The sequence below is a fragment of the Nonomuraea sp. NPDC049269 genome, from assembly GCF_043197155.1.
Classification (GTDB): Bacteria; Actinomycetota; Actinomycetes; order Streptosporangiales; family Streptosporangiaceae; genus Nonomuraea.
The window spans coordinates 621225-648070 of sequence record NZ_JBICSO010000006.1 but is presented as its reverse complement, the minus strand read 5'-3'; the positions used below and the strand labels follow the sequence as shown (position 1 = coordinate 648070).

The 26846-nt window shown below is 66.8% G+C and carries 28 protein-coding genes and 1 pseudogene; 16 read left to right on the top strand and 13 right to left on the bottom strand.

Features of this window, described 5'->3' with window-relative positions:
* Positions 1-124: 124 nt before the first annotated feature.
* The gene (locus ACGFNP_RS34915) at positions 125-763 is read right to left on the bottom strand and encodes a response regulator (RefSeq protein WP_393325908.1); all 639 of its coding nucleotides are present in this window, start codon (positions 761-763) and stop codon (positions 125-127) included.
* Positions 760-2760, bottom strand: coding sequence for a sensor histidine kinase (locus ACGFNP_RS34910; protein WP_393325906.1), 2001 nt, complete (start codon positions 2758-2760; stop codon positions 760-762). The genes ACGFNP_RS34915 and ACGFNP_RS34910 overlap by 4 nt, the downstream gene beginning before the upstream one ends.
* Positions 2761-2926: 166 nt before the next feature.
* Here ACGFNP_RS34910 and ACGFNP_RS34905 point away from each other — a divergent pair, with 166 nt between their 5' ends.
* The 3 genes from ACGFNP_RS34905 (at position 2927) to ACGFNP_RS34895 (ending at position 5184) form a co-directional block, all read left to right on the top strand.
* Entirely contained in the window at positions 2927-3637 is a 711-nt protein-coding gene (locus tag ACGFNP_RS34905; RefSeq protein ID WP_393325904.1) for a hypothetical protein, read from the top strand.
* Positions 3638-3899: 262 nt separating this feature from the next.
* The gene (locus ACGFNP_RS34900; RefSeq protein WP_358331934.1) at positions 3900-4253 is read left to right on the top strand and encodes a cupin domain-containing protein; all 354 of its coding nucleotides are present in this window, start codon (positions 3900-3902) and stop codon (positions 4251-4253) included.
* 154 nt (positions 4254-4407) lie between these two features.
* Entirely contained in the window at positions 4408-5184 is a 777-nt protein-coding gene (locus ACGFNP_RS34895) for a glycerophosphodiester phosphodiesterase family protein (RefSeq protein ID WP_393325902.1), read from the top strand.
* A gap of 67 nt (positions 5185-5251) precedes the next feature.
* Here ACGFNP_RS34895 and ACGFNP_RS34890 read toward each other — a convergent pair whose 3' ends face one another.
* Positions 5252-5845 (bottom strand): TetR/AcrR family transcriptional regulator, encoded by a 594-nt coding sequence (locus ACGFNP_RS34890; RefSeq protein ID WP_393325900.1) that lies wholly within the window; start codon positions 5843-5845, stop codon positions 5252-5254.
* Positions 5846-5913: 68 nt separating this feature from the next.
* On the opposite strand from ACGFNP_RS34890, the gene ACGFNP_RS34885 reads away from it, so the two are divergent.
* On the top strand, positions 5914-6615 hold the full coding sequence (locus ACGFNP_RS34885) for an SDR family oxidoreductase (protein ID WP_393325898.1): 702 nt from the start codon (positions 5914-5916) through the stop codon (positions 6613-6615).
* Positions 6616-6643: 28 nt separating this feature from the next.
* A complete protein-coding gene (locus ACGFNP_RS34880) occupies positions 6644-7066 on the top strand; it encodes a tautomerase family protein (RefSeq protein ID WP_358331921.1) in 423 nt (140 codons plus the stop codon).
* Between the two features lie 129 nt (positions 7067-7195).
* Here ACGFNP_RS34880 and ACGFNP_RS34875 read toward each other — a convergent pair.
* Positions 7196-7357 (bottom strand): annotated as a pseudogene (locus ACGFNP_RS34875) (ectoine/hydroxyectoine ABC transporter ATP-binding protein EhuA); the annotation flags it as partial.
* 75 nt (positions 7358-7432) lie between these two features.
* Positions 7433-8596 carry a helix-turn-helix transcriptional regulator gene (locus tag ACGFNP_RS34870; protein WP_393325896.1) on the bottom strand — a complete coding sequence of 388 codons (1164 nt, stop codon included), beginning with the start codon at positions 8594-8596 and terminating at the stop codon, positions 7433-7435.
* A gap of 88 nt (positions 8597-8684) precedes the next feature.
* Here ACGFNP_RS34870 and ACGFNP_RS34865 point away from each other — a divergent pair, with 88 nt between their 5' ends.
* From ACGFNP_RS34865 to ACGFNP_RS34845, 5 genes are all read left to right on the top strand, one after another.
* Positions 8685-9113 (top strand): VOC family protein, encoded by a 429-nt coding sequence (locus ACGFNP_RS34865; RefSeq protein WP_393325894.1) that lies wholly within the window; start codon positions 8685-8687, stop codon positions 9111-9113.
* Complete coding sequence (locus tag ACGFNP_RS34860) at positions 9106-9516, top strand: hypothetical protein (RefSeq protein WP_393325892.1); 411 nt, start codon at positions 9106-9108, stop codon at positions 9514-9516. Before ACGFNP_RS34865 ends, ACGFNP_RS34860 begins: the two co-directional genes overlap by 8 nt.
* Before the next feature lie 22 nt (positions 9517-9538).
* Positions 9539-10105, top strand: coding sequence for a YceI family protein (locus tag ACGFNP_RS34855; RefSeq protein WP_393325890.1), 567 nt, complete (start codon positions 9539-9541; stop codon positions 10103-10105).
* 41 nt (positions 10106-10146) lie between these two features.
* Complete coding sequence (locus tag ACGFNP_RS34850) at positions 10147-10971, top strand: hypothetical protein (RefSeq protein ID WP_393325888.1); 825 nt, start codon at positions 10147-10149, stop codon at positions 10969-10971.
* A gap of 199 nt (positions 10972-11170) precedes the next feature.
* Positions 11171-11656 (top strand): hypothetical protein, encoded by a 486-nt coding sequence (locus ACGFNP_RS34845; RefSeq protein ID WP_393325886.1) that lies wholly within the window; start codon positions 11171-11173, stop codon positions 11654-11656.
* Positions 11657-11810: 154 nt separating this feature from the next.
* Here ACGFNP_RS34845 and ACGFNP_RS34840 read toward each other — a convergent pair whose 3' ends face one another.
* From ACGFNP_RS34840 to ACGFNP_RS34820, 5 genes are all read right to left on the bottom strand, one after another.
* Entirely contained in the window at positions 11811-12689 is an 879-nt protein-coding gene (locus ACGFNP_RS34840) for a DUF1963 domain-containing protein (RefSeq protein ID WP_393325884.1), read from the bottom strand.
* 265 nt (positions 12690-12954) lie between these two features.
* Complete coding sequence (locus ACGFNP_RS34835; protein WP_393325882.1) at positions 12955-13719, bottom strand: amino acid ABC transporter ATP-binding protein; 765 nt, start codon at positions 13717-13719, stop codon at positions 12955-12957.
* Positions 13716-14606, bottom strand: coding sequence for an amino acid ABC transporter permease (locus tag ACGFNP_RS34830; protein ID WP_393325880.1), 891 nt, complete (start codon positions 14604-14606; stop codon positions 13716-13718). Before ACGFNP_RS34830 ends, ACGFNP_RS34835 begins: the two co-directional genes overlap by 4 nt.
* An 11-nt stretch (positions 14607-14617) precedes the next feature.
* Entirely contained in the window at positions 14618-15535 is a 918-nt protein-coding gene (locus ACGFNP_RS34825; RefSeq protein WP_393325878.1) for a transporter substrate-binding domain-containing protein, read from the bottom strand.
* 37 nt (positions 15536-15572) lie between these two features.
* On the bottom strand, positions 15573-16841 hold the full coding sequence (locus tag ACGFNP_RS34820) for an alpha-hydroxy acid oxidase (RefSeq protein ID WP_393325876.1): 1269 nt from the start codon (positions 16839-16841) through the stop codon (positions 15573-15575).
* 224 nt (positions 16842-17065) lie between these two features.
* Here ACGFNP_RS34820 and ACGFNP_RS34815 point away from each other — a divergent pair, with 224 nt between their 5' ends.
* The 4 genes from ACGFNP_RS34815 to ACGFNP_RS34800 all read left to right on the top strand — a co-directional run bounded on the left by ACGFNP_RS34815 (position 17066) and on the right by ACGFNP_RS34800 (position 22148).
* Positions 17066-18643 carry a PucR family transcriptional regulator gene (locus ACGFNP_RS34815; protein ID WP_393325874.1) on the top strand — a complete coding sequence of 526 codons (1578 nt, stop codon included), beginning with the start codon at positions 17066-17068 and terminating at the stop codon, positions 18641-18643.
* Between the two features lie 133 nt (positions 18644-18776).
* The gene (locus ACGFNP_RS34810) at positions 18777-19889 is read left to right on the top strand and encodes an epoxide hydrolase family protein (RefSeq protein ID WP_393325872.1); all 1113 of its coding nucleotides are present in this window, start codon (positions 18777-18779) and stop codon (positions 19887-19889) included.
* Entirely contained in the window at positions 19886-20950 is a 1065-nt protein-coding gene (locus tag ACGFNP_RS34805) for a winged helix DNA-binding domain-containing protein (RefSeq protein ID WP_393325870.1), read from the top strand. The genes ACGFNP_RS34810 and ACGFNP_RS34805 overlap by 4 nt, the downstream gene beginning before the upstream one ends.
* A gap of 64 nt (positions 20951-21014) precedes the next feature.
* The gene (locus ACGFNP_RS34800) at positions 21015-22148 is read left to right on the top strand and encodes a hypothetical protein (protein WP_393325868.1); all 1134 of its coding nucleotides are present in this window, start codon (positions 21015-21017) and stop codon (positions 22146-22148) included.
* Between the two features lie 127 nt (positions 22149-22275).
* Here the strand turns inward: ACGFNP_RS34800 and ACGFNP_RS34795 are convergent, their stop codons facing one another.
* Entirely contained in the window at positions 22276-23013 is a 738-nt protein-coding gene (locus tag ACGFNP_RS34795) for a VOC family protein (RefSeq protein WP_393325866.1), read from the bottom strand.
* Positions 23014-23328: 315 nt separating this feature from the next.
* On the opposite strand from ACGFNP_RS34795, the gene ACGFNP_RS34790 reads away from it, so the two are divergent.
* Both ACGFNP_RS34790 and ACGFNP_RS34785 read left to right on the top strand, forming a co-directional pair.
* Positions 23329-23709, top strand: coding sequence for a YciI family protein (locus ACGFNP_RS34790; protein ID WP_393325864.1), 381 nt, complete (start codon positions 23329-23331; stop codon positions 23707-23709).
* The gene (locus tag ACGFNP_RS34785) at positions 23709-24947 is read left to right on the top strand and encodes an RNA polymerase sigma factor (protein ID WP_393325862.1); all 1239 of its coding nucleotides are present in this window, start codon (positions 23709-23711) and stop codon (positions 24945-24947) included. Before ACGFNP_RS34790 ends, ACGFNP_RS34785 begins: the two co-directional genes overlap by 1 nt.
* 221 nt (positions 24948-25168) lie before the next feature.
* Here the strand turns inward: ACGFNP_RS34785 and ACGFNP_RS34780 are convergent, their stop codons facing one another.
* Entirely contained in the window at positions 25169-25765 is a 597-nt protein-coding gene (locus ACGFNP_RS34780) for an RICIN domain-containing protein (RefSeq protein ID WP_358331865.1), read from the bottom strand.
* 279 nt (positions 25766-26044) lie between these two features.
* Complete coding sequence (locus tag ACGFNP_RS34775; protein ID WP_393325859.1) at positions 26045-26770, bottom strand: Type 1 glutamine amidotransferase-like domain-containing protein; 726 nt, start codon at positions 26768-26770, stop codon at positions 26045-26047.
* Positions 26771-26846 lie beyond the last annotated feature (76 nt).

Genomic DNA, 26846 nt, shown 5'->3' with positions numbered 1-26846 from the left:
GGGGGAGCAAGGGTCGGCCCTGCCGCCGGCTATAGCAGGCGGTATCTGCTCAACCCACAGGCTGGTTCCAGGGTGTTGACCAACGACACCTACGCGCCCTTCATATGAAGCTGAAAGACGTCCGTCAGGGGCGGCCGAGGCCGGCGTCGCGGGCGCGGATGATCGCTTCGGCGCGGCCGGCCACCTGGAGCTTGGTGAAGATGCTGGAGATGTGGTTGGCGACCGTTTTCGGAGCGATGACCAGGTGGCGGGCGATCTCGCCATTGGGACGGCCGGCGGCGATGAGATCGAGGACCTCCCGCTCGCGGCCGGTGAGCTCGGGAAAGGGGTCCTGGACGGCCGGCGGGGCGGCGAAGAAGCCCAGTACCCGGCGGGCCACGCCGGGGCCGAAGATGGCCTGGCCGGCGGCGACGGCGTGGATGGCGCGGGCGATCTCGTCCTGCTGGGCGCCCTTGAGCAGATAGCCGCGGGCACCGGCACGCATCGCGGAGAACACCGAGTCGTCGTCCTCGTACATGGTGAGCATGAGCACCGCGACCTCGGGCGCCGCGTGGGCGATCCGGCGGGTGGCCTCGATGCCGTCCAGATGCGGCATCTGGATGTCCATGACCAGGACGTCGGGCTTGTGCGTCACCGCCTCGCGTACGGCGGCGTGGCCGTCGGCCGCCTCCGCCACGACGGTCAGGCCGCTGATGGAGTCCAGTAGCGCGCGCAGGCCGCTGCGCACCACTGGGTGGTCGTCGGCCAGCACAATACTGATCATGTTGCCCCCAAGGGTAGCGTGGCCGTCACCCGGCCGCCGGTGGGCTCGGGGCCCGCGATGCAGGTGCCGCCCAGTTCGGCGGCGCGCTCGCGCATCGATCGCATGCCGACTCCCGGCTGCCACGCGCCGGATCCACTTCCGTCGTCGGCCACCTCAACGTGCAGGTGGTGGGCGGCCGGCTCGGCCGCGGCCGGATGTCCGTCAGCGTGGATCCGTATACGCACTCGGCCGGCGCTGGAGTGCCGGACCGCGTTGGTGAGGGCCTCCACCGCGATACGGTACGCCGCCGCCTCCACAGCCGCGGGCAGGGCGGGAAGGCCGGCGGCCTCGACGAGTACCGTCAAGCCGGGGCGTTCGAGCTGGGCGGCGCGTTGCCGGATCGCGCCGGCCAGGCCGAGGTCGTCCAGGGCCGGCGGCCGAAGATCATAGACGAGCCGCCGGATGTCGTCAATGGCCTGAGCGGTTTCGGCGCGAAGTTCGGTTAGGAGCGCCCGGGCGCGGCCTGGGTCGGTGACCAGGAGGTTGCCTGCGGCATCGGCCTTGAACGTCACGCCGGTCAGCACAGGGCCCAGGCCGTCGTGCAGATCGCGGCGCAGGCGCCGCCGTTCCTCCTCGCGGGTCACCACCAGGGCCTCGCGGGAACGCTGCAACTGCTCGGAGAGGGCGACCGCGTGCACCGCCACCGACAGCGGCGCCGCCAGCAGTTCCAGGACCGCCCGGTCCGGGCCGCCGAGGCGTTTCTCACCGGCACGCAGACCGATGACCACCTCACCCACCCGTACCCCGCCGTAGGTGAGCGGGATCGTGTGCAGCAGTTCAGGCGGTGCGCCGCAGGCCGCCACCTCGGTGTCATCGGTGCGGAGGGCGGTGAACGGCAGGCGCAGCGCCTCCCGTACGGCCTCCAGCACTCCGGGAAGACCGGTGTCCAGCCGCGCCCCGACCCGTGACACCGCCCGTACGGGATCGGCGCGGTCCCCATACACGATCCGGTCCACGATGCGCTGGAGGCGTACGCGCACCGGGTTGAACCCCACGGCGATCAGCACGGTGACCGCCGCCGAGCTGCCCAGTCCGGCCTCACGCCGCATCACGCTGTCGAGCAGAGCCACCAGGCCGACGTACGAGGCGACGACGACGGCCGTGAGCAGCGCGTACAGCACCGTTCTCGAGAGCACCAGCCGGATGTCGAGCAGCTGGTGGCGCAGGATCGCCACGGTCATCGCGGCGGGAATGAGCGGGATCGCGAGCAGGACGTAGACCGGCGCGTTCTGCAGAACCCCCCACGGCACCAGCACGATCAGGACGAGCAGCACCGCCTGCATCAGCCACAGCAGCTGACGGCGCCGCCGCTCGTCTCCGCGCTGGAAGCGCACCACCAGCGCCACCAGGCCTACCGTCATAGCGGCCAGGCCGCGCACCTCGACCGCCGTCCACAGCGGGTCAAGGTCGGCGTGGATGATCAGGTAACCGGGAAATCCGTCGACCACGGGATCCGGGCTGGTGCCCATCTCCAGCGCGAACAGCGGTGAGGTCACCACGGTGGCCCACATCAGCCGCCGAAAGACGGGACGACCATCGGGGAAGAGCTGCAGGATCAGCGGCAGGCACAACCCGATCGACCACGGCCACGCCCACGCCGCGACGGTGACGAGCGTGCGAATCAGTCCGCCGGGCCAACCGTCGCGCACACCGGCCTCGGCCAAAGGGACGATCGCGGCCGTCGTCGCGTGCCCGATCCCGGCGGCCAGCAACAGCCAGCCGACCGGGTTGCGAGGCCGGTGCCAGGCCACCAGGACACCGCCGATCGGAAACGACAGGCCCATCGCCGCGTTGGTCACGACGAAGTGGTCCCACGCCTCGATCCAGGTCATCCCGGCCACCGCACTGCCGATCACGGCGACGGCGACCTCGGCAACGGCGATGCCGAAGAGCCCGGCGGCTAGCACGACCGGCCACCGTGCCTGCGCCGGCGAGGTGGCGGAATCACCCGGTGTCATGAGCACATGATGAGGTGCACAGGCCCGTCTGTCGTGGGTGTGCGCTCCTGGGACGGCCGGGAAATCCTTCGGGCCTCTCGGCGGCCCTGGCCCATGCGCCTGGGAACGGCGAAGGCGGACGCTTCTGGCATCTGACCTCCACCCCTACGATCTCGGAGGCTCTTGCATGACCACCGCCATGCCCACGACCACGCGCGAGGCCGTCCCGCCGCTGCGTGTCGCGCTCGCGCTGCTCATCCCGGTCGGCCCGCTGGCCGTCGCGATCCTGCGGGCCATCCTGCCGTACTCCACGACCGACGACTCAGCCGGGCTCGTCGGCAAGGTCGCCGCCCATCAGGACGCCCAGAGCGCGGTGCTGTGGCTCGCCTTCGCCGCCACACTGACGCTGGTGCCGGGGACGATCGCGATCGGCTTGCTCGCGGTCCGGCGCGCCCCCCGGCTGGGGACGGCCGGGATGGTGCTGACCGTCGCCGGCTTCTCCTCGCTGTACGCCGTAGGGGTCAGCGACCACGTCGCGCTGTCAGCGGTCCGCGATGGCCTCGACCTCGGTGCGGCCGCACGGCTCCTGGACGACGTGCAAGGTCTGCCCGCCGTCTCGGCGGCCACCATGCTGTTCGTCCTCGGTCACATCCTCGGCGTGGTTCTGCTCGGGGCCGCGCTGTGGCGAGGCGGAACTGTTCCCGCCTGGGCCGGGATGGCTTTGATCGTCTCCCAGCCCTTGCACGCCGTGTTCGCCGCCGTCGTGCCGAACGCCGCGCTCGACGGGCTGGCCTGGGGGCTGACCGCGGTGGGCTTCGCGGCCGCGGCGTTCGCCTTCGCCCGCCACCAGGGTGGGTCCATCCGCCCACCGGACAGGCGCGAGGACGGCAGCGTGTGATGATCCGCTCGTCACGCCCGCTCTTGATCGCCTGAAAGGAAGAGCCAACGGGGCCGACGAAGGAGGCCCTGCGGCGCCGATCGCCCCAGCCCGCCACAGCGCGGTAGCGGCAGGGCGTCCGGCGCAGCGGTCGGCTCGCGCACATCACCCGCTCCATCGCCTCGGAACACGAGTGCGGTGTCCAAACAATTGGCCCGCTTAGCGGACCAATTATCGAATATTGGCTCTGTTGTCGAGCCACTATGAGGGCAAGGATCGTGACATGACCACTCAACACGAAGCATTGCGTGATCTTGCTGCGGTCTCGGTTTCTGACGCCATCACCCAGCTCCCTGGCCCCTTCCAACAGCGCAATCTGGCGATGGTGAATGACACCACCGTCGTTCGCCTGGCTCGATTGGAAGGCGAATTCCCCTGGCACTACCACGATGAGGACGAGCTGTTCCTGTGCTGGGACGGCAGCTTCGAGATCCAGTTGGAGGGGCGGGACCCGGCGGTGCTGAATGCGGGCGAACTGTTCGTCGTTCCCAAGGGGATGCGGCACCGCCCCGTTGCCGACAAGGTCGCCCATGTCCTGCTCATCGAGCACCCGGACACCAAGCAGTACGGGAATTGACGCAACGCGCCCCAAGACCCGTACCGGGTTCAAGGACTCCTCTGACCGCGCCGCCCGGAGCCGATGAAGACCCGAACCTCGACAGGCAAGATGCACATCAAGCCGTCAGCCCGCACATCAGGACCCCGCCCGGAGCGTCCGGCGGGGTCTTCTTATGCGGCTAGTCACGCCCGGCGATCCGCTGTACCCGTACGTCGGAAAGTACATCAAGGACCTGACCCTGGCGCAGATCAAGACCATGGACTGCGGGTATCAGCAGTTGCCCGGTTTTCCCGAGCAGGAGCAGATCAAGGGCTTCCGGATGATCGAGCTCAAAGACGTCTTGAACCTCGTCAAGAGCTACCGCGCCAAGCAGGTCACGCTCAACATCGAGACCAAGGTCGAGGCGGGCGCGCCCGAGCAGACCGCGCCTCGCGAGCTGTTCGTCCGCCGGGTCTTCGAAGAGATCCACACCTCGGGGATCGAGCGCCAGGTCACCATCCAGTCCTTCGACTGGGGCGCGTTGCTGGAAATGCACCGGCTTGCGCCGACGTGGCCGCTGGTGGCGCTGACGAACTACGACTTCCTTCAGATCGGCAAGCCCGGCGCCTCCCCGTGGCTCGGTGGCATTGACGTCGACAACTACGAAGGCGATTTCGTGCAGGCGGCCGCTGCCATCCCTGGCGTCACGGCGCTCTCTCCTAACTACGGTTTCCCGCAGAGTGGGAAGGTCGGTGACCCAGGCTTCCGCTTCTACCCCGATCAGGCGATGGTGTCGGAGGCGCACGACCGGGGGCTGAAGGTCATCCCGTGGACCTGCGACGACCCCGCCACCCTAGAGGCCCTCATGGACATGGGCGTTGACGGCATCATCACGAACTACCCGAACCACGTCCGGCAGATCATGGCCGACCGCGGCATGCGACTGCCGAAGGCCTACGCGCCGCGCTGACTCCCTCTCGGGCACGCGACATCGTCCCGCCTACCGCCACCCAAGCCGCTGGGCGCGGCGTTCCGGGTTACTCGGCGGGGCTTGTCTCCCCGTTCGCGTCACCCACGAGATGTTCGCGGACCGCGGTGAGGATGCGGTCGGACAGGTCGTCGTCGGCGCAGGCCCGTGACAACAGCAAGGCTCCCACGATGGTGGACAACTCCACGAGCACCTCCTCCTCGTTCCCGTCGTCGAGCTGCCGCATCCCGTCGACCATGCCGCGCAAGCCGGCGGTGAACGCCTGACGCAGGGGGTCGCCGGGTTCGGCGCGGGCGGAGTCCACCGCGAGGGCCGGGCCGGGGCAGCCGAGGGCGGGGTTGTCGCGGTGCAGGGCCGACACATAGCCCGCCAGGAATTCGGTGCGGGCGCTGCCGGGGGTGGCGTGCTGTGTGAGGTCGTCCAGGGCGGTGGCCCGTTCGGCGAACGCGGCCGAGCAGGCCTGGGCGACCAGGTCGTCCTTGGAGCTGAAGTGGCGGTAGAAGCCGCCGTGGGTCAGCCCCGCCGCGGCCATCGCCTGCGGAACGCTCACCTTGTCGACGCCGTGCGCGCGCAGCAGCTTCGCCGTGGCCTCGATCACCTGCTCACGGTGCCGCGCGGCTTCGGCCTTGGATGCTCGGGGCATGGTGGGTACACTTCCCTCACAGTATAGATGATGCTAATAATCTATTCTACTCAGAAGGAGGTCCGTCCATGGTCGCGATCGAGAATTCCGTGGCGTTGGTGACCGGTGGCCAGCGCGGTCTCGGCAAGGCGTTCGCCGAGGCACTGGTGGAGCGCGGTGCGGCGAAGGTCTACGTGACCGCGCGCAAACCCGCTACCAGCGATGATCCGCGGATCCTGCCCGTTGCCCTCGATGTCACCGATCAGGACGCGGTATCGTCCCTCGCCGCCCAGGCCCGGGAGGTGACCATCGTGATCAACAACGCCGGCGTGCTCATCCCGTCGCCGCTGCTGAAGGCGGACATGGCCGACGTGGTCGCCACGTTCGACACCAACGTGTTCGGCGCGCTGCGAGTGGCGCGGACCTTCGCTCCCGTCCTGGCGGCCAACGGCGGTGGGGCGCTGGTCGACATCCACTCCGTGTTGTCCTGGGGTGCCGGCGCGGCGGCCTACGGTGCCTCGAAGGCCGCGCTGTGGTCGATCACGAACTCCCTGCGCGTCGAACTGGCCCCGCAGGGCACCCAGGTCGTCGGCGTGCACCTCGGCTTCGCCGACACCGACATGACGGCGGGGATCCCGGTCCCGAAGGTATCGCCCGCCGAGGTCGCCATCGCGGTGCTGGACGGCATCGAAGGCGGTGCCGACGAGGTGCTCGTGGACGAGGTCACCAGGCAGATGAAGGCAGCGCTGTCCGGCCCGGTAGGAGGGCTCACCGTAGCCATCGGGCGTTGAGCCGTCGAACCTGAAGGAGGCAGGGCAGATGCCGTTGTGGCAGGTCTATCATCCCGTCGGCGCGTATTCCGAGGAGCAGAAGCGTGGCTTCGCCGAGGATGTCACGCAGTTCTATGCCCGTTTCGGGCTGCCGAAGTTCTACGTCGTCACGCTCTTCCACGAGGTCCCGCGGGCATCGTTTCTGGTCGGGGGAGTACCTTCGGACGACACCGTGCGCGTCGTGATCGAGCACATCGCCCGCCATGCTGAGGATTCCGGCCTGCGCGAGCGGATGAGCGAGGCCCTGGGTCGCCTGCTGGCCGCGCATACCGGCGACCGCGGGCTGCACTGCGAGTTCCACGTCGACGAGACCCCGCGGGATCTGTGGATGATCGACGGGTTGCGCCCGCCCCCGACGGGCTCGGAGGCGGAGCAGCTCTGGGCGCGGGACAACCGGCCTGTGCCCTACTGATCACGCCGCACCGATCAGGCGCGTGGTCACGGGCCATGCTCCTCGTCGTGGGTGGGGTGTCCGTTGAACTGGCTAGAGCACTTTGGACAAGAAGGCCTGAGTCCGTTCGTGCTGAGGGCGGTCGAGCACTTAACTGGGTGGGCCGCTCTCGACGACGACGCCGTCGTCCATGAACACCACCTGGTCACAGACCTGCTTGGCGAAGCCCAGCTCATGGGTGACCACGACTATGGTCATACCGCCCTCGGCGAGGTCGCGCATCACGTCGAGGACCTCCCCTACCAGTCCAGGGCACCAGCAGATCCCTGTTCCGCTCTCCGATATCGGGCGCGTCTGGGTGCTGCCTCCTGCGCGTTTCGCGAAGGTTCACGCCCCCATCACGCCATGGTCGTTACGGGGGTTGGCCAACGATCTAGCGTCGTCGTCCGGAGTCGCCGACGGAGCGGTCAGGGACGTGGCGCGCTGGTCGAAGAACAGGCGGGCGACCAAGTCGCCCCGGGAACCGGTGCCGGACTTGGCGAAGATCGACTTCAAATGGTCCTGAACGGTGTAAGTCGCCATGTGAAGCTGGTTGGCGATCTGTCTGGTCGGCAGCCCTTGCGCGACGAGTTCGGTGACCCGCCTCTCTCGCTGGGTCAGCCCGTACATGTCTGCCAGCAAAGGGGCCATCTCGGCCGGCCGGGCCGCTTCGAGAAGCACTGCGACTGGCGCCAGCGGGCCCTCGCCCAACAGGGACGCACGGACGATCACCCAACGGCCCGTCCGAGTTCGGACGCGCGCTCGGGCCAGCCCGACGTCGGCAACCCGCTCCCCCCTGTCGGCGATAGCACGAGCCCGGCCGGCGACGGAGCGGATCACGAGCGGCAGCCTGGTGCCGGCTCGTTCGCCGATTCCGAGTTCGTCGACCCACTGCTCGGCCTCTCGGTTAGCGAGGTCGACACCGTCCTGGGGATCCAGTACGAGCATTCCGGCGTCAGGGCGGTCGGCACACGCATCATCCAGCAGGAGCGTCCGGCGCAGTCCGTCCGAGATCAACCCGGTGAGCGATGAAAGGAGCCGAACCTCGGACAACGAGAAGTACGGGCTGTCCGTCTCGCGGAACATGGTCAGAGCGCCCCACGTGCCGGTGCTGCTGGAGAGGACGACCCGAAGTTCGTCGGAATAGCCCCCGGGGCGTCGGACCTCTCGCTGACGGCGGCTGAGGTCGAGATCGCCTGCGGTAGCGTCGCTCAGGCTCGCCGCCGCTGTGCCCGCGCGCGCCATGTCGACCCATTTGGTGTAGTCCGGTTCGCACAACTCGATCTCGACGAGCCGACTGATCGAATCCGCGGGCAGCCCGTTCTCGACGAACTCCGCGGTCGGCAGCATGGTGGCCGGGTCCATGGTCATCAGGCAGGAACCCTCCGACGGCACCGCGGCATTGAGGGCATCGCTCACCGCGCGCCAGTAGTGCTCCACCGGCATCCCGCGGTGAACCAGTCGCACGAGGTCGTCGCGGACCCGTTCGCGCATCGCCTGGGCGTAGACCATGGTCAAGCGTAGCCGGACCCCAGAAATATGGGATACCCGTGAGAACCGCAGTCGCGGGACGCTGATCGCACAAGAAGGGGGAGTCACGATGAGGACATTGCACGTCGGGCTGCGAGTGGCCGACCTCGCACGGTCGCTGGCGTTCTATGAGGCCATCGGCTATGGGGTCGTCGGGAGCGTGCCCGACACGCCGATCGGGCATCTCACCATGCTCAAGCTGCCGGACGACGAGTTCGTCACCCTCGAGCTCGTTCACGACGGCAAGCCGGTCGAACGCGGCACCGATCTGAGCCACCTCGTCGTGAAGGTCGAGTCGATGGCGGGCATTCTGGATGCCCTTGCCTCACGTGGGATCGAGCCCGTCGGCCCAGGTCAGGAAAGTGAGGACGGCCTGAAGACGGCGTTTGCCGCCGACCCGGACGGCCGCCGGATCGAACTCGTCCAGTGGCCTCCCGGCCACGCCGACGGCATGACCGCGGCCGATTGGCCGGATGACGGGGGCGACTCCGATGGGTGACGCGCCGATCCGTCTGTACATGTCCATGTCCGTCGACGGCTTCATCGCCGGACCGGACGACCGTAAGGGCCAGGAACTCGGACGCGGCGGTGGGCGGCTGTTCAACTGGCTTGACGAGCGGATGTCCACCGGGATCAACGGGCAGGTGTACCACGAGGCCTTGGCCACCGGCGCCGTGATCTCGGGACGCCGCACGTTCGAGCTGGCGGGAAGGTGGCAAGGCGATCATCACGACGGCGTACCGATCCATGTGCTGACCCACCACGTCGACGCGGGTGACGTGCCACCTGGCAGCGCGAAGTTCTACACCGACGTCAACATGTGCGCCGCCGAGGCCACATCGAGCTGGAGCCGGTCCGTCGGCTCGAAGGTCGCAACGCCACACATTTGCGATACCGCATAGTCCATTGAGGAGGAGAACAATCATGACTGCCGCATTGCTGGCGATAGATGCTCTCGATGAGGTTCCCGCTGGGACCTGGACCATCGATCCGGCACACAGCACCATCGGGTTCTCGGTTCGCCATCTGATGGGCAAGGTGCGCGGGACCTTCGAGGAGTTCACCGGTTTCGTGACGACCGCCGAACGGTCAAGCGGCTGCTCCGCGACCGCCACGATCGCGATGAGCTCGGTGAACACCGGAGTCCGGATGCGTGACGACGACCTTCGTTCCGCCAACTTCTTCAACATCGACCGGTATCCCGATATGATCTTCGAAAGTACCGGCCTGACCGTGAACGACGGACTGCCCGAACTCTGCGGCAAGCTAACGATCCGCGACATCACGCGCGACATCGCCATGGAAGTCGAGTTCCTCGGCCTTGACGAGACCGGACTGCAGGGCGAGCAGCGGATCGGGTTCTCGGCAACGACGACGATCCGACGGTCTGACTTCGGCGTAGGCGCTGCCGGGGATGGCCAGAAGGTCGTCGTCGGCGACAAGGTCACCGTCCAGCTCGACATCCAAGCCGTACTCGAACCCACAGTCTGACGTTGACCAGGGCTTGGATCCGCAGTTCAAACTCTACAGTCATGATCACAAGCGGCCGCGGCGGCAGCTTGGCCTGGCATCTGGGCACGGGCGTAGGCGGTGGGAAGCGCCCCGCCACTCGCTACAAGGCCGTCGTCGACCTGATCTCCGACGTTCACCACGCCTGGCGCCAACTAATCGCAGACAGATCCCTTGATGGCGCTGGAACGGTACGCGCCGTTGCTGTTGCTGAAATTCGGCCCATGGACCAACAGAGCGCCCTGGCCGAAGTTCGCGAACTCTGTATCGAGCTGTTGGGTGAGCGGGTCGGCCAACAGATGGCCGCTCTCGCCCACCCGGGGTTCGTGCTCAAGCGCGCCGGCCCAGACACGCCACCGACCGGCCGGAAATGCACGATCATCTGCGCAGATCCGGCGCATGCAGTGGAGACGGCGGCACCACCGCAAGCGGAGATCCTGAGCATGGTTGGGTTGCATGCGGCACCGATCATTACTCTGCCGTCGGTTTCGGGCGAATACAGCACAGGCGACCCGGTCCTGGAAAAATTCGATTACCGCGCCGAACCCGGCTACGACGAAGACCACTGGGAGTCCCCAACCGAACGGTTCGTTCAGGGACCGCTCCGTGAGGAGTGGCACTACTACTGCCGGGACCGACAGGGATTCGTACTCGGAGACAGCCAGGTGTTCGGTTGGCCTCACATCGACAGCTGGATCGGAATGAGGGCAGACGGATACGAACATCTCCTCACACTCTCGGGCGACCTGTGGAACGACAACGGGTTCGAGCGTGTGATGGTCCCCTCGAGCGCGCTTCAAACCGGCAAGTTCACCAACGCGGTATGTGAACAAGACGGCCTGCACTGATTCACCACCGTCGGTCCTCGAAGAGGAGCTACACCCATCAGTTGGGGCGCCTAACCCGCACGGCTGTGCACGAAGACATAGGAGGAGCGTGCTCCCGGTCACTGACCTGCGCTCTAACGATGCGCTAACGCTACGTACCCCATCCTGATGCCGCTGTCGTGCAGAACGTGCGACGCAAGTCCCCAGGAGGACAAACAGCATGCTGCGCTCTCACAAGCTTCTCGCCGCGCTCGCCCTGACGACCGTCCTGTCCGCGCCGGCGGTGCTGGCCGCGGTGCCGGCGGCGAACGCGTCGGCCACGGCCTCGTCGTGCCGGGTGGAGTTCTACGACCTCGACGCGATCAACGTGAGCGAGTCCGACGGCAAGGACGAACTCCGTCTGAAGGTGGACGGCTACCTGTGGCCCGCCGGCTGGGTCAACATGCGAGAGGGCGACGACGCGGACCCCGCGCACTTCAGCAATGTGAGCACTACCGTCAGCGGCAACACCATCAAGTCTTTCAGCCTGCGCGAGGTCACCCCGCCCGCTGTCGGGAGCGGCACCTCCCTCGGCTCCATCTCCGCCTACGGCGGAACGTGCCAGACGCTCGACAGGGGGGAGGTCTACCTCTATGAAGAGGACCTCACTGGCACGCTCGAGACCCCCTACTGGTACGTGATGAAGCTCCGGATGATCGGTGAGTGAGTCGTACCCGATCGTCCGCAGGCCCCGCCGTGGTCCGGCGGCGGGGCCAGCACCACCGGAGCGCGACTTCGCGGCCGTGGAGGTGTGGCCGGCGCTCTCAGAGCTCAAATGAATGAGACAGCTGTGCTCACCAACGGGTCACGAGATCGCGGTTCTACCAGTCGTCGGGGTTGGCTCGCACTTGGCTCATGTCGCCTGCCCGGAGTGCCTTGGCCGGGGCGACGAACCGCACAATGCCCCCGTCGCCCCACTCCCACATGTCGGTGCCGGCGAGAGTGAGCAGGTGAGCATAAGGCTCCTCCTGCGACAGCTCCTGCAACAGGTCAACGCCGTAGCTGCGGATCGGCGGCCAGCCGAACGCCTGATTGCTTGTGCCACCCCACTCGATGCCTTGCTCGTCCATGCAGTACTGCGGCCAGGCATCCTCGCCGAACTTGTCGACTACCAGCCAGCCGGGATCCACGCGGTAAAGCGATGACTGCTCGATCTCGTCTCCGTAGTCGAGGGTGCTGAGCACCGGATCGCAGTCGTAGGACGACATCGAGGGCAAAGTGACGGCAGGGTTGGCGCGCATCCGAACCGGGTCGAACCTCGGGGCCGGATCCGGTGCCGGGACCTCGACCGCGCGTCGCCGGTCAGCAGGCACGACCCGGCATACCCGCGGATCGTCATAGCTGAAGCTGCCGGCCTCTTTCGGAACCTCCCTGGATCCGGTCCATGGATCCAAGAAGAAGAAATTGAGCAGCGCGGACCCGGTCGACGGGATCTGATCACCGAGCCATGGGCCGAGCGCGCCGACATCGAGCACGGCATACAGGCTGAGCGGCACACCCGCGTACACAGGCCACTGTGTGCCCGGCTCCAGCAGCGCCGGGCCGCCCCACCGGCACAACCCAGTCGCCGCGGCATCCTCATCCGCAGGCTTCAGATCGAACCCGGGCCGCGCCAACGCCGCCAGCTGGCCCCCCACGTGTTCCCCCAGATGTTCAACGCACAGCTCACGTACGCCGGACAGCACCTCTTCATACCTCACCCGACCATGAAAGCAGCACAATGCCCCTGAAGATCACCAGTTCCGAACGTTTCAGATCAGGGGAAGGCCGCATCGGGCGCGGTCTCGGTGAGTGCGGCGTTCGAGCCGGTGCTGCCAAGGCGGCGATTGGCCGGACTACCCCTGGGGCGTTGCCTTCACGACGTCGGTCAAAGCGAGTCCGCCGGCGGCCAGGACGGCCTTCAGGTTCTCGATGGTCTGCCGGGTCTGTTCCTCGATCCCATGGGTGGGGTGTCCGTTGAGCTGGCTAGAGCACCTTGGACAAGAAGGCCTGAGTCCGTTCGTGCTGGGGGCAGTCGAGCACTTGGCTGGGTGGGCCGCTCTCGACGACGACGCCGTCGTCCATGAACACCACCTGGTCACAGACCTGCTTGGCGAAGCCCAGCTCGTGGGTGACCACGACCATGGTCATACCGCCCTCGGCGAGGTCGCGCATCACGTCGAGGACCTCCCCTACCAGCTCGGGGTCCAGAGCCGAGGTGGGCTCGTCGAACAGCATGAGATGCGGCTTCATGGCCAGTGCCCGGGCGATGGCGATCCGTTGCTGCTGGCCACCGGAGAGTTCTTGGGGGTACGCGTCGCCGCGGTGCCCGAGCCCGACCCTGTCCAAAAGCGTCTGAGCCTCGGCGGTGATCTCCTGGCGGGGACGACGCTGCACCTGAATCGGCGCCTCTATGACGTTCGCGAGCACAGTCATGTGCGGGAACAGGTTGAAGCGCTGGAAGACCATGCCGACGCTGAGTCTCGCCTTCGCGGTCTCGCGCTCCCTCTTCTCGTAGAGCTTCCCGTTGCGCTCGGTGTAGCCGACGAGCTGCCCGTCGACGTAGAGCCGCCCGGCATCGACCTTCTCCAGGTGATTGATGCACCGCAGGAAGGTCGTCTTGCCGGAACCCGACGGCCCGATCAGACAGGTGACCGAACCTTTGGCCACTTCGAGGTTGATGCCCTTGAGGATCTCCGTGGAGCCCAGGCTCTTTCGAACGTTCTGAGCCGCCACCATCGCGGTGCTCATGATGCCGTCCTCGTCTTGTGGCGGACCCGCCGCGGTGGTGTGTCGAATCCGCGGCCGTAGCGGCGCTCGATCTTGTTCTGGAAGAAGGACAAGATCGTTGTCATGAGCAGGTACCAGAGGCTGGCGACGATGAGCAGCGGGATCGTCTGATAGTTCGCCGCGTAGATGATCTGCGCGGAGTAGAGCAGGTCGGAGATCGCGAGCACGCTGACCAGCGAGGTGCCCTTGAGCATCGAGATGACCTGATTGCCCGTCGGGGGTAGCACGACCCGCATCGCCTGGGGAAGCACGATGCGCCGCATCAGTGTGCCCCTGCTCATCCCCAGAGCTCGTGCGGCTTCGGTCTGACCGCGGTCGACCGATCCGATTCCACCTCGGATGATCTCCGCCATGTACGCGGCCTCGTTGAGTGAGAGGCCTAGGAGTGCCGCCCCGAGCGGGGTGATGAGCTGGTTGGCTGAGGCGATCTCGATGGAAGGCCCTCCGAAGGGGACTCCCATGCTGATCGTGGGGTACAGCGCGGCGATGTTGTACCAGAAGATCAGTTGCACCAACAGCGGCGTACCGCGGAAGAACCAGATGTAGCCGCGACTCAGCGTGCTGACGATGGGGTTGGCTGAGAGACGCATGACCGCCAGGACCGTACCCAGGAGGATGCCGGCTGTCATGGAGATCAAGGTCAGCAGGAGCGTAAGGCCGGCTCCGGCCAGAATCTGATCGTTGAACAGGTAGGAGCGAACTACCCCCCATCGGTAGTTCTCGTTGGTCGCCACGCTGAAGGCGACAGCCGCTGCCACGACAAGCAGCACGATCGCCACGGCCAGCCGGACGTTGTGCTTGAGCGGCACCACCGTGGTCGCCTCGTCCGTGGCACCACTCGTCCGCATGTCAGGCACCACTACTGAGCAAAGTTGACGCGAGCGTCGGTGATTGCCGCGCTTTCGATGCCGTACGTGCTGAGCACCTTTGTGTATCCCGCGCTCTTGATCACGGCGGCCACGGCAGGACCGACTGCCTTGATCAGGCCCGAGGCCTTCGGCATGCCCACACCGACGGGGTCCACGCCGTAGTTGGCGACCACCTCGATCTGCGGGTTCTGCGTCGCCGCGTAGCCCATGATCGGCGAGTCGGCCAGCACCGCATCGAGTCGTCCGCTCGTGAGGGCGGAGATGGCCTGACGAGTGTCCTGGTACTGGAACGTGGCGATGTCCTTCTCGCCCTTGCCGGCGCACTCCTTGTTGTACTTGGGAACGTGGGTCGTCAGCTGGTAGGAGGCGGTAAGGAAACCGACCCGCTTCCCGCACAAGCCGTGCTCGTCCTTGATGCCGACCGGATTGCCCTTCGCGACAGCGATGGAGTTGCCGATGGAGAGGTAGTCGACGAACTCGAGGACCTTCATCCGCTCCGCGGTGGGGGTCATCGACGAGACCGTCATGTCGAATCGGCCCGCCGCGAGCCCCGGAATGATGGAGTCGAAGTTGGCCACCTCGATCTGTACCTTCACGCCCAGCGCGTCACCGATGAGGCGAGCGATGTCGGGGTTGATCCCCGTCATCTCCTTCGTACCCTCCTTGTAGTACTGCGTGGGAGGTTCGTTGGTGGGGATGGCGACCCGAAGGACCTTGCTGGACTTGATCGAGTCGGGCAGCAGTCCCGCAGCCTTCGAGTCGGCAGCCATGGACGGCGCCGGCGCCGACGATTTGTTGTCGGTACCTGAACCGCAGGCTGCGAGCGAGGCGAGGAGGGGCAGCACGACGGCCGTGGCCACGACGGCCCGGAGGCGACTGGGGCGCTTGATGGTGAAGAGGTTGTTCATCTGGGACTTCCATTGTGCTTGGTGCTGCAGGGCGGACCTAAATGTGGGTGCTTGTGGAGCGTGCGTGGGGGCGGAGCGCGTCGCTACGGTGTCGCAGCAGGTCCCTGCCTCGGGTCCGCAGTTCCTTGATGCTTGTGACGCCGAGGAGCATCATCGTTCTGGTGATTTCAGCGCGAAACAGGTTGAGGACGTGCTCCACGCCGGGCTGCCCGGCGGCCGCCACGCCGTAGAGGTAGGGCCGGCCGATGGCGCAGGCATCGGCCCCGAGCGCGAGGGCCTTCACCACATCGGTGCCGCGACGAATGCCACCGTCGACGATGATTTCCATGCGGCCCGCGGCCTTGTCGACGATCTCCGGCAAGACGTCCAGCGGTGCGGCCATGTGGTCGAGCTGGCGGCCGCCATGGTTGCTCACCTGGACGGCGTCGATGCCGATTCCAGCGGCGACCAGGGCGTCATCGGCGCTGACACAGCCCTTGACGATGATGGGACCGCGCCACCGCTCGCGCAGGTCCTCGATGTCCCTCCAGCCGGTTGGCTCGTAACTACCGGCGAGGAGTGAGCGCCACATGTCCGGCGTGCTCGTGAGCGGGCCGGTCGAGACCTCGCCGCTCAGATTGGGGAAGGCGATCGCGTCATTGGCCAGGAAGCGCAGGGCCCATCGAGGGTGCAGCGCCCCTTCGATGAAGGTCTTGCCGCGGATCGACGGCGGAGCCGTGAATCCATTGCGGTGGTCGCGCTCGCGGTGCCCGATCGCCCGGCAGTCCACGTTGATGATCAGACCTTCGTAGCCGGCGCTTCCTACCCGGTCGACGAGTGCCTGGAGCAGGCTCTTGTCGGTCATGAGGGAGAAGTTGAAGAACCGGCGCAACGAGGGTGCGGCAGCGCTGACGGCCTCCATGGGCGTATTGCTCAGGCCCGCGAGTCCGAAGGGCAGGCCTGCCTTCTGTGCTGCCAGGGCCACTGCGATCTCGCCTTCGGGGTGGAACAGGCGAGTACCACCGGTGGGTGCGAGGTACAGGGGCATGGAAGCCGGTCCGCCGAGCAACGAGCTGCTGACGTCGAGGTTCGCGACAGAGCCCCACCTCGGGACGAACGACCAGTCGGAGTAGGCCTCCTGGTTGCGTCGCAGCGAGGCCTCGTCCTCTCCTCCACCTTCCATGTAGTCGAAGATGCTCTTGGGGAGCCGGCGGGCCGCGATGCGGCGGACGTCTTCGACACTGAAGCAGCTCCTCTCGAGCCGTTCGGAGACGGACCTGGCGGGGGCCTGTACCGAGGCCAGGGTCCGCAAGTCCCTGAACTTCACGTGGCACCTCTCTGGTGAGTGTGGGGCTGGCACGCCACAACAATGACTTTCGCCACATGCAAGGTAAATGTGAAAACGTCCAGAGCCTGCGCACCTTGGTTGTGCTAGCGTCCAAACCTATGGCTGGCGGTGGGCTGCATCCGCGACAGTCGACGGCGGTCAGCGTGACGCACGACTCTGACGAAGCGACATCGATCGTTCGCCTGGCCGACTGTGTGAGACTCATGCAGTCCGACCTCGTACACGCCAACCCCCGCTCGGACACCACCGAGCGGCCCGTCACTGACGTCATGCTCTACGACCCCGTCGACGACTGGACGAGCCTGGACGGGCGCATCATCCTCGCGGTCGGCTGCACCTACGGCTCGCCTGAGTTCGACACACTCCTGCAGCGAGCTGCCGCGGGAAACGCCGCGGCCGTCGTGGTGAAGGCGTATGGCGCGAACCTCGCACTTCTGGGCTCAACCGCCGACAGGCACAGCGTGGCGATGCTGGTCGCCCCCCACGACGCCGACTGGGCCCGTCTGGCCGCCCTCGCGAGATCCGCCGTCGTAGGAGCCGCGGTCGACACCGTGTCAGGGGTTCGGCTCGGTGACCTGTACGCATTCGCCAACGCCATCGCATCGATCACCGACGGCGCGGCCAGCATCGTGGACACGTTCGGCAATGTCGTCGGCTACTCGACGTTGCCCGGACAGCCGATCGACGAGATCCGGCGCCTTACTACCCTGACCCTGCAGGAGCCCGAGCCCCCCGCATTCGACCCGGGCTTCAAAAAGGTCTACGCCTCTGACAACGCATTGTTCATGCCCTCCCCCTACGCGGGGATGGACCGACTCGCGTTGGCAGTGCGGGCAGGCGGAGAACTGCTCGGGTCCATCTGGGTCATCGACCCCGGCGATGAGAAGCGGGCAGCCGCGCTGCAGGCCTTGGACAGGATGGGAGACCTGGCGGGTCTGCATATGCTCAATGCGCGTGCCGAATCTGACTTTGGTCAACGGCGTAGCAGCGATCTGATCCGCACACTCGTGGACGATCCGCCCAGCGCTCCCTTCGCAGCCGCCCAACTGGGGCTGGATGTCGCCCACGAGATCGCGGTCGCCGCATTCAGCATCGTTCGGCCCGAGCGCGGAAACCTCGACGCGGTTCGGGAAGTGCGACGGCTGCTGCATCTGATCACGACCATCTGCAACGTCCAGTTCGGAACAAGCCACAGCGCGGTCATCGACTCGGTGGTCTACGCCCTACTGCCCGCCGACGGCGCGAACCCCAGAGCAACGCAACGGCGGGTGATCGAGGAGATCTGCACCTACGCGAACACCATCACAACGGGTCCCCTCATCGCCTCCGTCGGCAGCATCGCGCCGAAGATCGAGCAGGTGGCACAGTCCAAGGACGAGGCATTGGAGACGCTGCACTACTTGGGCAAGCTGCACAGGAATGGCGCATGGCCTGATGCCCAACATATCTTCGGGATGTACGAAGATCATCGGGTCCCGCTCGGCCTGTTGAAGATCGGTCACTTCGTCGCCGACGCCGGCCTGCACTTCGACGATGGAATCGACCGGCTCAGACGACATGACCAGGAGCACGGCACCGACTACGTGCCGACGCTGCTCGCGTACTTCGTCCACAACACCAACATCTCCGCGATGGCCGCGAGCCTGCAAGTGCACAACAACACCGTGCGCTACCGGATGACGCGACTGGCAGAGGACTTCGAACTGGATCTGGACGATCCGAACTCAAGACTCTGGGCGTGGCTGCGCTTGTCCATCTCTGAGCTGTCCGGCCCTTCCTAGCCAGACCACCCCAACCTGGCGCATGAACGTTTTCGACATTTTGGAAATGGCCTCGTTCTTATTGCGCGTGTTGTGATATTTGGAACAATGGCCGTGTCGCTGCCCCTTAGCGAACAACGCAAGGAAGAGGACGATGAACGCCGGAGTCCAATCGTTCAGCATCGACATTCCGCAGGCCGATCTGGAAGGCCTGGCTGACCGGCTGCGCCATACCCGATGGCCTGACGAGATGCCGGGGGTCGAGTGGAGCCATGGCATCCCACTGAAGATGGTCAGAGAGCTGGCCGAGTACTGGTGCACCGGGTATGACTGGCGGGCGGCCGAGGCGCGGTTGAATCGCTTCCCCCAGTTCGTCACAGAGATCGACGACCAGCGCATTCACTTCCTGCACGTCAGGTCCGAACGCGACGATGCGATCCCCCTGTTGATCACGCATGGCTACCCCAGCTCGTTCGTCGAGTTCGAAAAAGTGATCCCGGAGCTCGTGGACCGGGGCTTCCACGTCGTGATCCCCTCGCTGCCGGGCTTTGGATTCTCCACGCCGTTACGGGAACCCGGATGGGCGATGGGCCGTACCGCTAGAGCCTGGGTGGAGCTGATGGCGCGGCTCGGCTACAACCGATATGGCGTACACGGCGGCGACGTCGGTGCCGGCATCTCCGGCGCTGTCGGCGGGCTGGACGGCGAGCACGTCATCGGCATCCACGTGGTCACCGACCCTTACACCGCCGCGGCCACTGCGACTTTCATGCCCTGGATCGCGAACCAACTGAACCCGGACGACCCGGTCGACAAGCTGGCTCTCGACCGCATCGAGCAGTTCCGCCAGAACGACTCCGGCTACCTGGCCATCCAGAACACCCGTCCGCAGACCATGGGGTACGGTCTGACCGACTCGCCCGTCATGCAGCTCGCATGGATCGCGGAATGCTTCGAACGGTGGACCGACCTGCCGATCGACCGGGATCAACTGCTCACCAACATCAGTGTGTACTGGTTCACCGTCTCGGGTGTGTCCGCGGCGCGCTTCCTGTACGAGCAGGCCCACTCCCAGGACTGGGGAACGCCGCCCACGGTGCCGCAGGGGTATTCGGTCTTCGGGGCGGACCCGACGGCTCGCCGCCTCATCGGTCCCGCTGAGGACGTGCACTGGGTGGAGCACGAGCATGGTCGGCACTTCCCCGCCATGGAGGCGCCGGCGCAGCTGGCCGAAGACCTGTCCGCCTTCTTCGACGGGCTCCGATGACCGACGTGCTCAGTCAGCGTGCCCTGAACAGGGCCACGCTGGCTCGCCAGTTCCTGCTGCGGCGAGCCGAGTTGCCGGCGCTGGATGCGATCGAGCAGTTGGCGGGGATGCAGGCGCAGGCGCCGCTCGCTCCTTACGTCGGCCTGTGGTCCCGGCTGGCCGGGTTTCGCGCCGCTGACCTGACGACGCTGATCGCGGATCGGGCAGCCGTGCGTGCCCAGTTGATGCGCAACACCGTGCACCTGGTCAGCGCCCGTGATGGCCTGTCCTGGTATCACCTGTTCACGTCGGTACACGCGCGAGACTTCGTCGCCCACTTCGGCGGCCGCGCCACCGGGGTGGATCAGACGGAGCTACTGAGCTTGGCCAGGATGATTCTGGACGAGAAACCACACACCCGCGCCGAGCTCGGGCGTGCGCTCGCGAAACGGTGGCCGGATGTGGAGCCGGCCGTCCTCGCATATGCGGCAACGCACCACCTCGCGCTGGTGCAGGTACCGCCGCGCGGCCTGTGGGGCCGATCGGGGCCGTCGAAGTGGAGCACGACAGAGAGTTTCCTCGGCCGGTCTCCCGATCCCGGCCCGTCAGCGGAGGAACTGGTACGTCGCTATCTCGCCGGATATGGCCCGGCGAGCGTCGCGGACGTACAACGTTGGTCCGGACTGACCCATCTGCGCGAAGTCATCAGGCGAATTGAGTTGATCACATTCCGTGACGAGGCCGGGCGCGAGCTGTTCGATCTGCCACATGCGCCGCGGCCTGACTCGGACACGCCCGCGCCGCCACGCTTCCTGCCCGAATACGACAACCTGCTGCTGTCACACGAAGACCGATCCCGGGTGATCCCGGACGGGAGGAAAGTGCCGCTGCCACCCGGCAACGGCGCCAGGACAGGCACCTTGCTCGTGGACGGGCTCTGGCGTGGTGTCTGGACTCTCCGGGACGGACAGGTGCAGGTCGAGGCGTTCACGAATCTGTCGGCCGCGGAGCGTGACGCTGTGGAGATCGAGGCGGAAGCACTCCGCGGTTTCCTCGCCACTGGATCAGCGGCCGACTCCTGATCTACTCCAGCCGGGCCGATCGTCACGCGCCCGAACCCCATGTCCCTGCCAAGAAGGGCTCTCCGTGTCAGCTGACATTTCCTCTTACCGCAGCCATCGCCCCGCCCGCCGATGGTTGTTCACCATGGCCGCGGTCACGGTCATGACGGCGGTGGTCGCTCCAGTGGCAGCGACCGCCGCGCAGAGCCCGTGCGAGCCGCCGCCACGGAGCAGTCCGGCCTACAACGACTTCGTGCTCACGTACAAGTCCGAATGCGCCACGAAGAAGAACTACGACCGGACGTTCCAGGACGTCACGGCGTCCGTCCTGGTCGACGAGCGCAACAGGCTGGCGGTCACGACGTCGACGGCGCTGGCCGGTGCGATCGCGTCGGTCAAGGTGAACGACAAGGAGTTCATCTCCAGCGGTGGCCACGGTGCCGCTTTCCAGTACGCCTTCCACGCCTGGCAGGAGGGTGAGGCGGCGACCGAGTGCTACAACCCCACGCAGGCCGGCAGTCGCCTGGACGACGTGGGCCAGCCACCTCCCTACCACGGTCCCAGCACGAGCGCGCTTTACACCATGGCCGGCTCCGGCAGCTCCATCCGCACGGCGGGGAGGCCCGCGATGTTCGTGACCCTCGCGGACCCGAAACCGGGCTGGGGCAACTGCCGCAGCGCCGACCACCAGGACGAGCGCGTCCCGTTCACCATGGGCCTGTCGCCGTACTGGCTGCAGACCGAGATCGAGCTCGCCCCCGATCACGACGCGCCCGCGCTGGAGAACGTCTTCCGCGCCGCCGCCACGATCACCTCCGACGACGAACGACACGACCACTTCAGCGGCGTCCTCGTCGCCTACCTGCAGCCGGACTTCACGAAGGTCTTCTCCTACAGCCCCGCCACCGGCCGCCTGTCGCCCGAGCCCGTGGACTCTCACACGAGCAAGGACCCCATGGTCCGTTGCACGGACGACGACGCATACTGCCTCGGCATGTACGTCAAGCCCGAAGTCCTCGGCGACAAGGCCTACTACTACACGATGACCCGCCCGCCCATGGACTACAACGGCTACTTCGGCGAGAACACCATCCAGGTCACCAGCCCCAGCGGCGCCATGGACAAGGGAGACAAGGTCACCTACGAGACCTACGTGGTCGTCGGCGACAAGAGCCGCGTCGAGCACACCATGACCCAGCTAAACAGCGCCTTCCGGTAGTCGGCCCTCGGACTCGGCCGCGTGCCACACGAGGCCCAGGAGCGACAACGCCGATCGACCTACCGCCCGCTCGGCGAGCTGCGCCGGCTCCAGGCCGTTGAAGACCCGCAGGTGAAGTAGCTGTGCGTCAGCCCTTACCGAGGACGCAGAAGTCGTTGCCTTCCGGGTCGGCGAGGACCGTCCACGACACCTTGCCCTGGCCGACGTCGGCGTTGGTGGCGCCCAGAGTCCGCAGCCGGGCCACCTCCGCGTCCTTGTCGTCAATGGGGTACGGCAGCAGGTCGAGATGGACGCGGTTCCGGACGGTCGTCACGTCGGATGTGCGGCGAAGCTCCAGATACGGCCCGACGCCTTCGGCGGAGCGCAGCATCGCGTGATCGTCGGTCACTTCGTGCAAGGTCAGGTCCACCGCCTCGCCCCAGAACCGGGCCAGGGCCCGCGGGTCCGCGCAGTCGATCACCACGGCGGCGATCGCGCCGGTGTCCCGGTAGATCTCCCGAGGCTCCAGCACGCGGAACACGTTTCCTTCCGGGTCGGCCAGAACCGTCCACGGCACGTCGTCCTGACCCACATCGGCGGGCGTAGCGCCGAGGTCCTTCAGGCGCGCGACCAACTCGACGTGATGGGCCGCGGAGGTGGTGGCGAGTTCGAGGTGCGCGCGGTACTTCACCGTTTCGGGGTCCGGGACGGTCACGAAATCGATGTAGAAGCCAGCGGGGTCCGGCCAGGCGAAGCCCTGGGGCTCGAGGTTGGTCACGCCGGGTCCCTCGCTGGACAGGCCCCAGCCGAGCGCCTCCGCCCAGAACCGGCCGAGCGCCGCGTCATCCCGAGCCTTGAAGTTCACCTGAACAAATCTCAATGCCATGCCGCCGATCATATTCTCAGGTAGATGAGGCCTTGTTCGCGTTCAGCCGCTCAAGGCGGGTTCGTCGCCTAGCTGGGTGACCCAGATCCGTGTGAGCGTCGCCGCCTTCCCAAAGCGGCGACGTTAAGCTTTCTGATCAGCAGGGCTTCCGCGTCAGCCATCGCTCAGGGGCCGGTCTGACGGGCGTAACGCGGGTCGGAGGATCGGCTGCGTTGTGGCGAGAGATTTCTCCGGGGCCGTGTCGATCCGCCGGCCGTTCGTTCGACATGTGAGTGTGAGGGCCGAAAGGCGGCCCCGCCGGACGAGGAGAACGCGATGCCGAAGTACATGCTGATCATGCGGGGCACTGATGAGTCGAACGCCGCCATGATGGCCTCGATCGAGGAGGGGATTGCCAGGACCCGCCTGTTCATCGAGGAGATGATGAAGGCCGGTGTTCTCCTCGGGGCCGAAGGGCTGGACGATCCGGGCCAGGGCGTCGTGGTCGACTTCAGCGGCGAGGTCCCGGTGGTCACGGACGGGCCGTACGGCGAGACCAAGGAACTGTTCGGGGGTTTCTTCCTGCTCGACGTCGCCTCGAAGCAGGAGGCGGTCGAGTGGGCCAAGCGGGTCCCGGCGGCTCCCGGGTCCAAGATCGAGATCCGGCGGGTGCCCGGGGAGGACGAGGTCCCGCAGGACAGCACGGTCCAACGCTGATGGGTACGGCCGACGTCGAGGCCGTCTGGCGGATCGAGTCGGCGCGGATCGTCGCCGCGCTGACCCGGTTCACCGGCGACTTCGGGCTGGCCGAGGACGCGGCCCAGGAGGCGGTGGCCGAGGCGCTGGTGTCGTGGCCGCTCGCCGCTCCGGCCAATCCGGTCGGCTGGCTGATGGCCACGGCCCGGCGGCGGGCGATCGACGCGCTCCGCCGCCGGACCGCCCTACAGGACCGATACGCCCTGCTGGCGACCGACCCGGCGTTCGACTCGGCAGTTGACTCGATGGTTGACGAGGTCGTCGATCCCGACCGGATCGACGACGACATCCTGGCGCTGATGTTCATCAGCTGCCACCCGGTGCTCTCTCCGGAGGCCCGGGTGGCGCTGACCCTGCGCGTGGTCGGCGGCCTGTCCAGCGAGGAGATCGCCCGCGCGTTCCTCGTACCCGTGCCGACCGTGCAGGCCCGCATCACCCGGGCCAAGAAGACGATCGCGGCGGCCGGGGTGCCGTTCGAGCTGCCGCCGGCCGCCGAGCGCCGGGAGCGGTTGGGCGGCGTGCTCAGCGTTCTCTATGTGATCTTCACCGAGGGGTCGACGGCAACGTCGGGCGATCGGCTGCTGCGCCCCGACGTCGCGTACGAGGCGATCCGGCTGGCCCGCACGCTGGCCGCGCTGCAGCCGGACGAGCCGGAGGTGTACGGCCTGCTCGCGCTGTGCGAGCTGACGGCCGCGCGTTTCCCGGCCCGGACCGGCCCGGACGGTTCGCCGATCCTGCTTGAGGACCAGGACCGGCGACGGTGGGACTTCTCGGCGATCCGCCGTGGGCTGGGCGCGCTGGCCAAGGCATCGACTCGCGGCCTCGGCCCCTACGGCCTGCAAGCCGCGATTGCCGCCACCCACGCGTCGGCGCCTTCGGTCGAGGCGACCGACTGGGACCGGATCGTGGTGCTCTACGAGGCACTCGGCCGGGTCGCGCCCTCGCCGGTGGTCGAGCTCAACCGGGCCGTCGCCGTGGCCATGGCCTCGGGCCCGGCGCAGGCCCTGGCCATCGTGGACGAGCTGATCGCCTTGGACCGGCTTCCCGGTTCGCATCTGGTTCCTACCGTACGCGGGGAACTGCTGGCCCGCCTCGGCCGGCGACCGGAGGCGCGCGCTGAGCTGGAGCTGGCGGCCCGGCTGTGCGCCAACCAACGCGAACGCTCAGTGCTGCTGCGCAAGGCGGCCGCGCTGGACTGACTTCTCCAGCGCGGCCGGCCGTGATTCGAGTGTGGCCCGGATGCCGTTCTCGCTTCCTACTCGCAGCCACGTTCTCGGAAGTCCTCGGGTGGAGAGCTTCCGAGAACATGGCTTCTCGGAAGCTGCCGGCCTGTGGAGATGGCCGGCAGCGGGACACGACCTTGCCTGCGACGCTGTGGTCACGCTCGTCCTTCATGGCGAGCGTGATAGCGAAACCTCGATCAGGAAGCGAATCCGAAGGCCGCAGGAGACTCGGGCAGACCCCATCGCTGGTCAGGGTTGAGGTGGCAGTCCCAGATCACCAACTGGGTGCCGTTGGCGGTGCTGCCGCGGTTCGCCAGACCGACACACTTGTTGTTGCCGGCGAAGCTGCGGATGGAGTAGGTGTCGCCGCCCAAGGCCGCGAACCTCCATTGCTGGTCGGGGTTGAGGTGGCAGTCCCAGATCACCAGCGGCGTGCCGTTCTCGGTGCTGCCGCGGTTCGCCAGACCGACACATTTGCCGCTGCCGGCGAGTGTGCGGATGGAGCGGTCGTTGTTGCCCTGCCAGATCTGGTCGGGGTGGAAGTGGCAGTCCCAGATCACCAGCGGGGTGCCGTTGGCGGTGCTGCCGCCGTTCCCCAGGCCGATGCACTTGCCGCTGCCGGCCTTGCTGCGTAGAACGGTCGAGGGAAGAGCGTTCGCGAGGAGCGGAGCGGCGACGACAGGTTGCCCTGCGGAGCCGGTTTCCGCTGTAGCTCCTGGGGTGGCGAGGACGCCACTAGCGATGACGGCAGAGGCTCCCAGCGTCATCGCCAGCCGCGCTGTGCGAGACGCCACTGGGGTGATCTTGTTCGTGCTGCTCAACGGATTCCTCCATGGCTAAAGGATTTCTCTAACCGTGCACCGCAGTGGCTTGCGCAAGGATCCTCAGATTTAGGGGTTGCGATGGCGTGGATTCGCTGGGTCCGGGTTTTTGGGGAAAAGTCAGGGAAAGGTGGCTCAATGCCTGTTTCGCGCCCGACGTACGAACTCGAACGAGAGGCTTCCGAATAGCGAGAAAGTGACCGACACACCAGGGCCAAGGCACGACCTTCGAGATCGAGACGTTCTCGACGCCTAATGATCACCAGAGAAGACTGTGCCCGTCCCCGCGTCATCGTCGATCGTCTGGATCCGCGAGGAAAAGGACCTCCAGTGGCCCTCGGATACGACCTCGACGGTGCCGTCGGTCACCTTGATGGCCGTCTGGTCGTCGATGGCGTACGCCGGACCCGCGATGTCGGCGGCCCATCTCTCGGCCTCGGCCATGGTGTTTCCCGGCATGAGCTCGTGTTCCAGGTGCGGGAAGATCGAGAAGTCGACGACCCCTAGGGTGCGGTCGCTTCCGGTGGGCGGCGTCCATTCGACGAAGTAGTCACCGATCCGGGGGGTCATCACCATGCTTCCGGCGCTCACCCCCACCCAGACCGTCTCGGGCAGCGACGGCAGGAGATCCGTCAGCCCGGACTGCCGCATCCAATGGCACAGGTACGTCGCATCGCCGCCGTCCACCAGCAGGACGTCGGCCTCCCGGACCCAGGGGACCCAGCGGTCCTTGCCGATGCTGGGCAGTGCGGTGAGCTCGAGGACGCCCAAAGACTTCCAGCCCAGGTCGCACATGGGTGCCGGGGTCTGTCCGGCGATGAAGCGCCAGGCTGAGGCCGGCGTGCACATGGGGTGGCCATACTCCGCCGTAGGGATGCAGAGGGCACTGGAGTCGGCGATCGGCTTGCCCAGCAGGTCGACCAGCGCATCACGGATACTCGTGTTCGTGACGCCCCCGGACGTGAGAAGAAGCTTCAAGATGCCTCCTGATGCGAGTGCGATGGAGCGGTGTGACGTGTAGACCTGGGACCACCGCGAAACTCATCGCCGCTGG

Bases quoted from the DNA above. Each gene is read 5' to 3' on its own strand.
- ACGFNP_RS34915 (WP_393325908.1), bottom strand. From the start codon at position 763: ATGATCAGTATTGTGCTGGCCGACGACCACCCAGTGGTGCGCAGCGGC.
- ACGFNP_RS34910 (WP_393325906.1), bottom strand. From the start codon at position 2,760: ATGACACCGGGTGATTCCGCCACCTCGCCGGCGCAGGCACGGTGGCCG.
- ACGFNP_RS34905 (WP_393325904.1), top strand. From the start codon at position 2,927: ATGACCACCGCCATGCCCACGACCACGCGCGAGGCCGTCCCGCCGCTG.
- ACGFNP_RS34900 (WP_358331934.1), top strand. From the start codon at position 3,900: ATGACCACTCAACACGAAGCATTGCGTGATCTTGCTGCGGTCTCGGTT.
- ACGFNP_RS34895 (WP_393325902.1), top strand. From the start codon at position 4,408: ATGCGGCTAGTCACGCCCGGCGATCCGCTGTACCCGTACGTCGGAAAG.
- ACGFNP_RS34890 (WP_393325900.1), bottom strand. From the start codon at position 5,845: ATGCCCCGAGCATCCAAGGCCGAAGCCGCGCGGCACCGTGAGCAGGTG.
- ACGFNP_RS34885 (WP_393325898.1), top strand. From the start codon at position 5,914: ATGGTCGCGATCGAGAATTCCGTGGCGTTGGTGACCGGTGGCCAGCGC.
- ACGFNP_RS34880 (WP_358331921.1), top strand. From the start codon at position 6,644: ATGCCGTTGTGGCAGGTCTATCATCCCGTCGGCGCGTATTCCGAGGAG.
- ACGFNP_RS34870 (WP_393325896.1), bottom strand. From the start codon at position 8,596: ATGGTCTACGCCCAGGCGATGCGCGAACGGGTCCGCGACGACCTCGTG.
- ACGFNP_RS34865 (WP_393325894.1), top strand. From the start codon at position 8,685: ATGAGGACATTGCACGTCGGGCTGCGAGTGGCCGACCTCGCACGGTCG.
- ACGFNP_RS34860 (WP_393325892.1), top strand. From the start codon at position 9,106: ATGGGTGACGCGCCGATCCGTCTGTACATGTCCATGTCCGTCGACGGC.
- ACGFNP_RS34855 (WP_393325890.1), top strand. From the start codon at position 9,539: ATGACTGCCGCATTGCTGGCGATAGATGCTCTCGATGAGGTTCCCGCT.
- ACGFNP_RS34850 (WP_393325888.1), top strand. From the start codon at position 10,147: ATGATCACAAGCGGCCGCGGCGGCAGCTTGGCCTGGCATCTGGGCACG.
- ACGFNP_RS34845 (WP_393325886.1), top strand. From the start codon at position 11,171: ATGCTGCGCTCTCACAAGCTTCTCGCCGCGCTCGCCCTGACGACCGTC.
- ACGFNP_RS34835 (WP_393325882.1), bottom strand. From the start codon at position 13,719: ATGAGCACCGCGATGGTGGCGGCTCAGAACGTTCGAAAGAGCCTGGGC.
- ACGFNP_RS34830 (WP_393325880.1), bottom strand. From the start codon at position 14,606: ATGCGGACGAGTGGTGCCACGGACGAGGCGACCACGGTGGTGCCGCTC.
- ACGFNP_RS34825 (WP_393325878.1), bottom strand. From the start codon at position 15,535: ATGAACAACCTCTTCACCATCAAGCGCCCCAGTCGCCTCCGGGCCGTC.
- ACGFNP_RS34815 (WP_393325874.1), top strand. From the start codon at position 17,066: ATGCAGTCCGACCTCGTACACGCCAACCCCCGCTCGGACACCACCGAG.
- ACGFNP_RS34810 (WP_393325872.1), top strand. From the start codon at position 18,777: ATGAACGCCGGAGTCCAATCGTTCAGCATCGACATTCCGCAGGCCGAT.
- ACGFNP_RS34805 (WP_393325870.1), top strand. From the start codon at position 19,886: ATGACCGACGTGCTCAGTCAGCGTGCCCTGAACAGGGCCACGCTGGCT.
- ACGFNP_RS34795 (WP_393325866.1), bottom strand. From the start codon at position 23,013: ATGGCATTGAGATTTGTTCAGGTGAACTTCAAGGCTCGGGATGACGCG.
- ACGFNP_RS34790 (WP_393325864.1), top strand. From the start codon at position 23,329: ATGCCGAAGTACATGCTGATCATGCGGGGCACTGATGAGTCGAACGCC.
- ACGFNP_RS34785 (WP_393325862.1), top strand. From the start codon at position 23,709: ATGGGTACGGCCGACGTCGAGGCCGTCTGGCGGATCGAGTCGGCGCGG.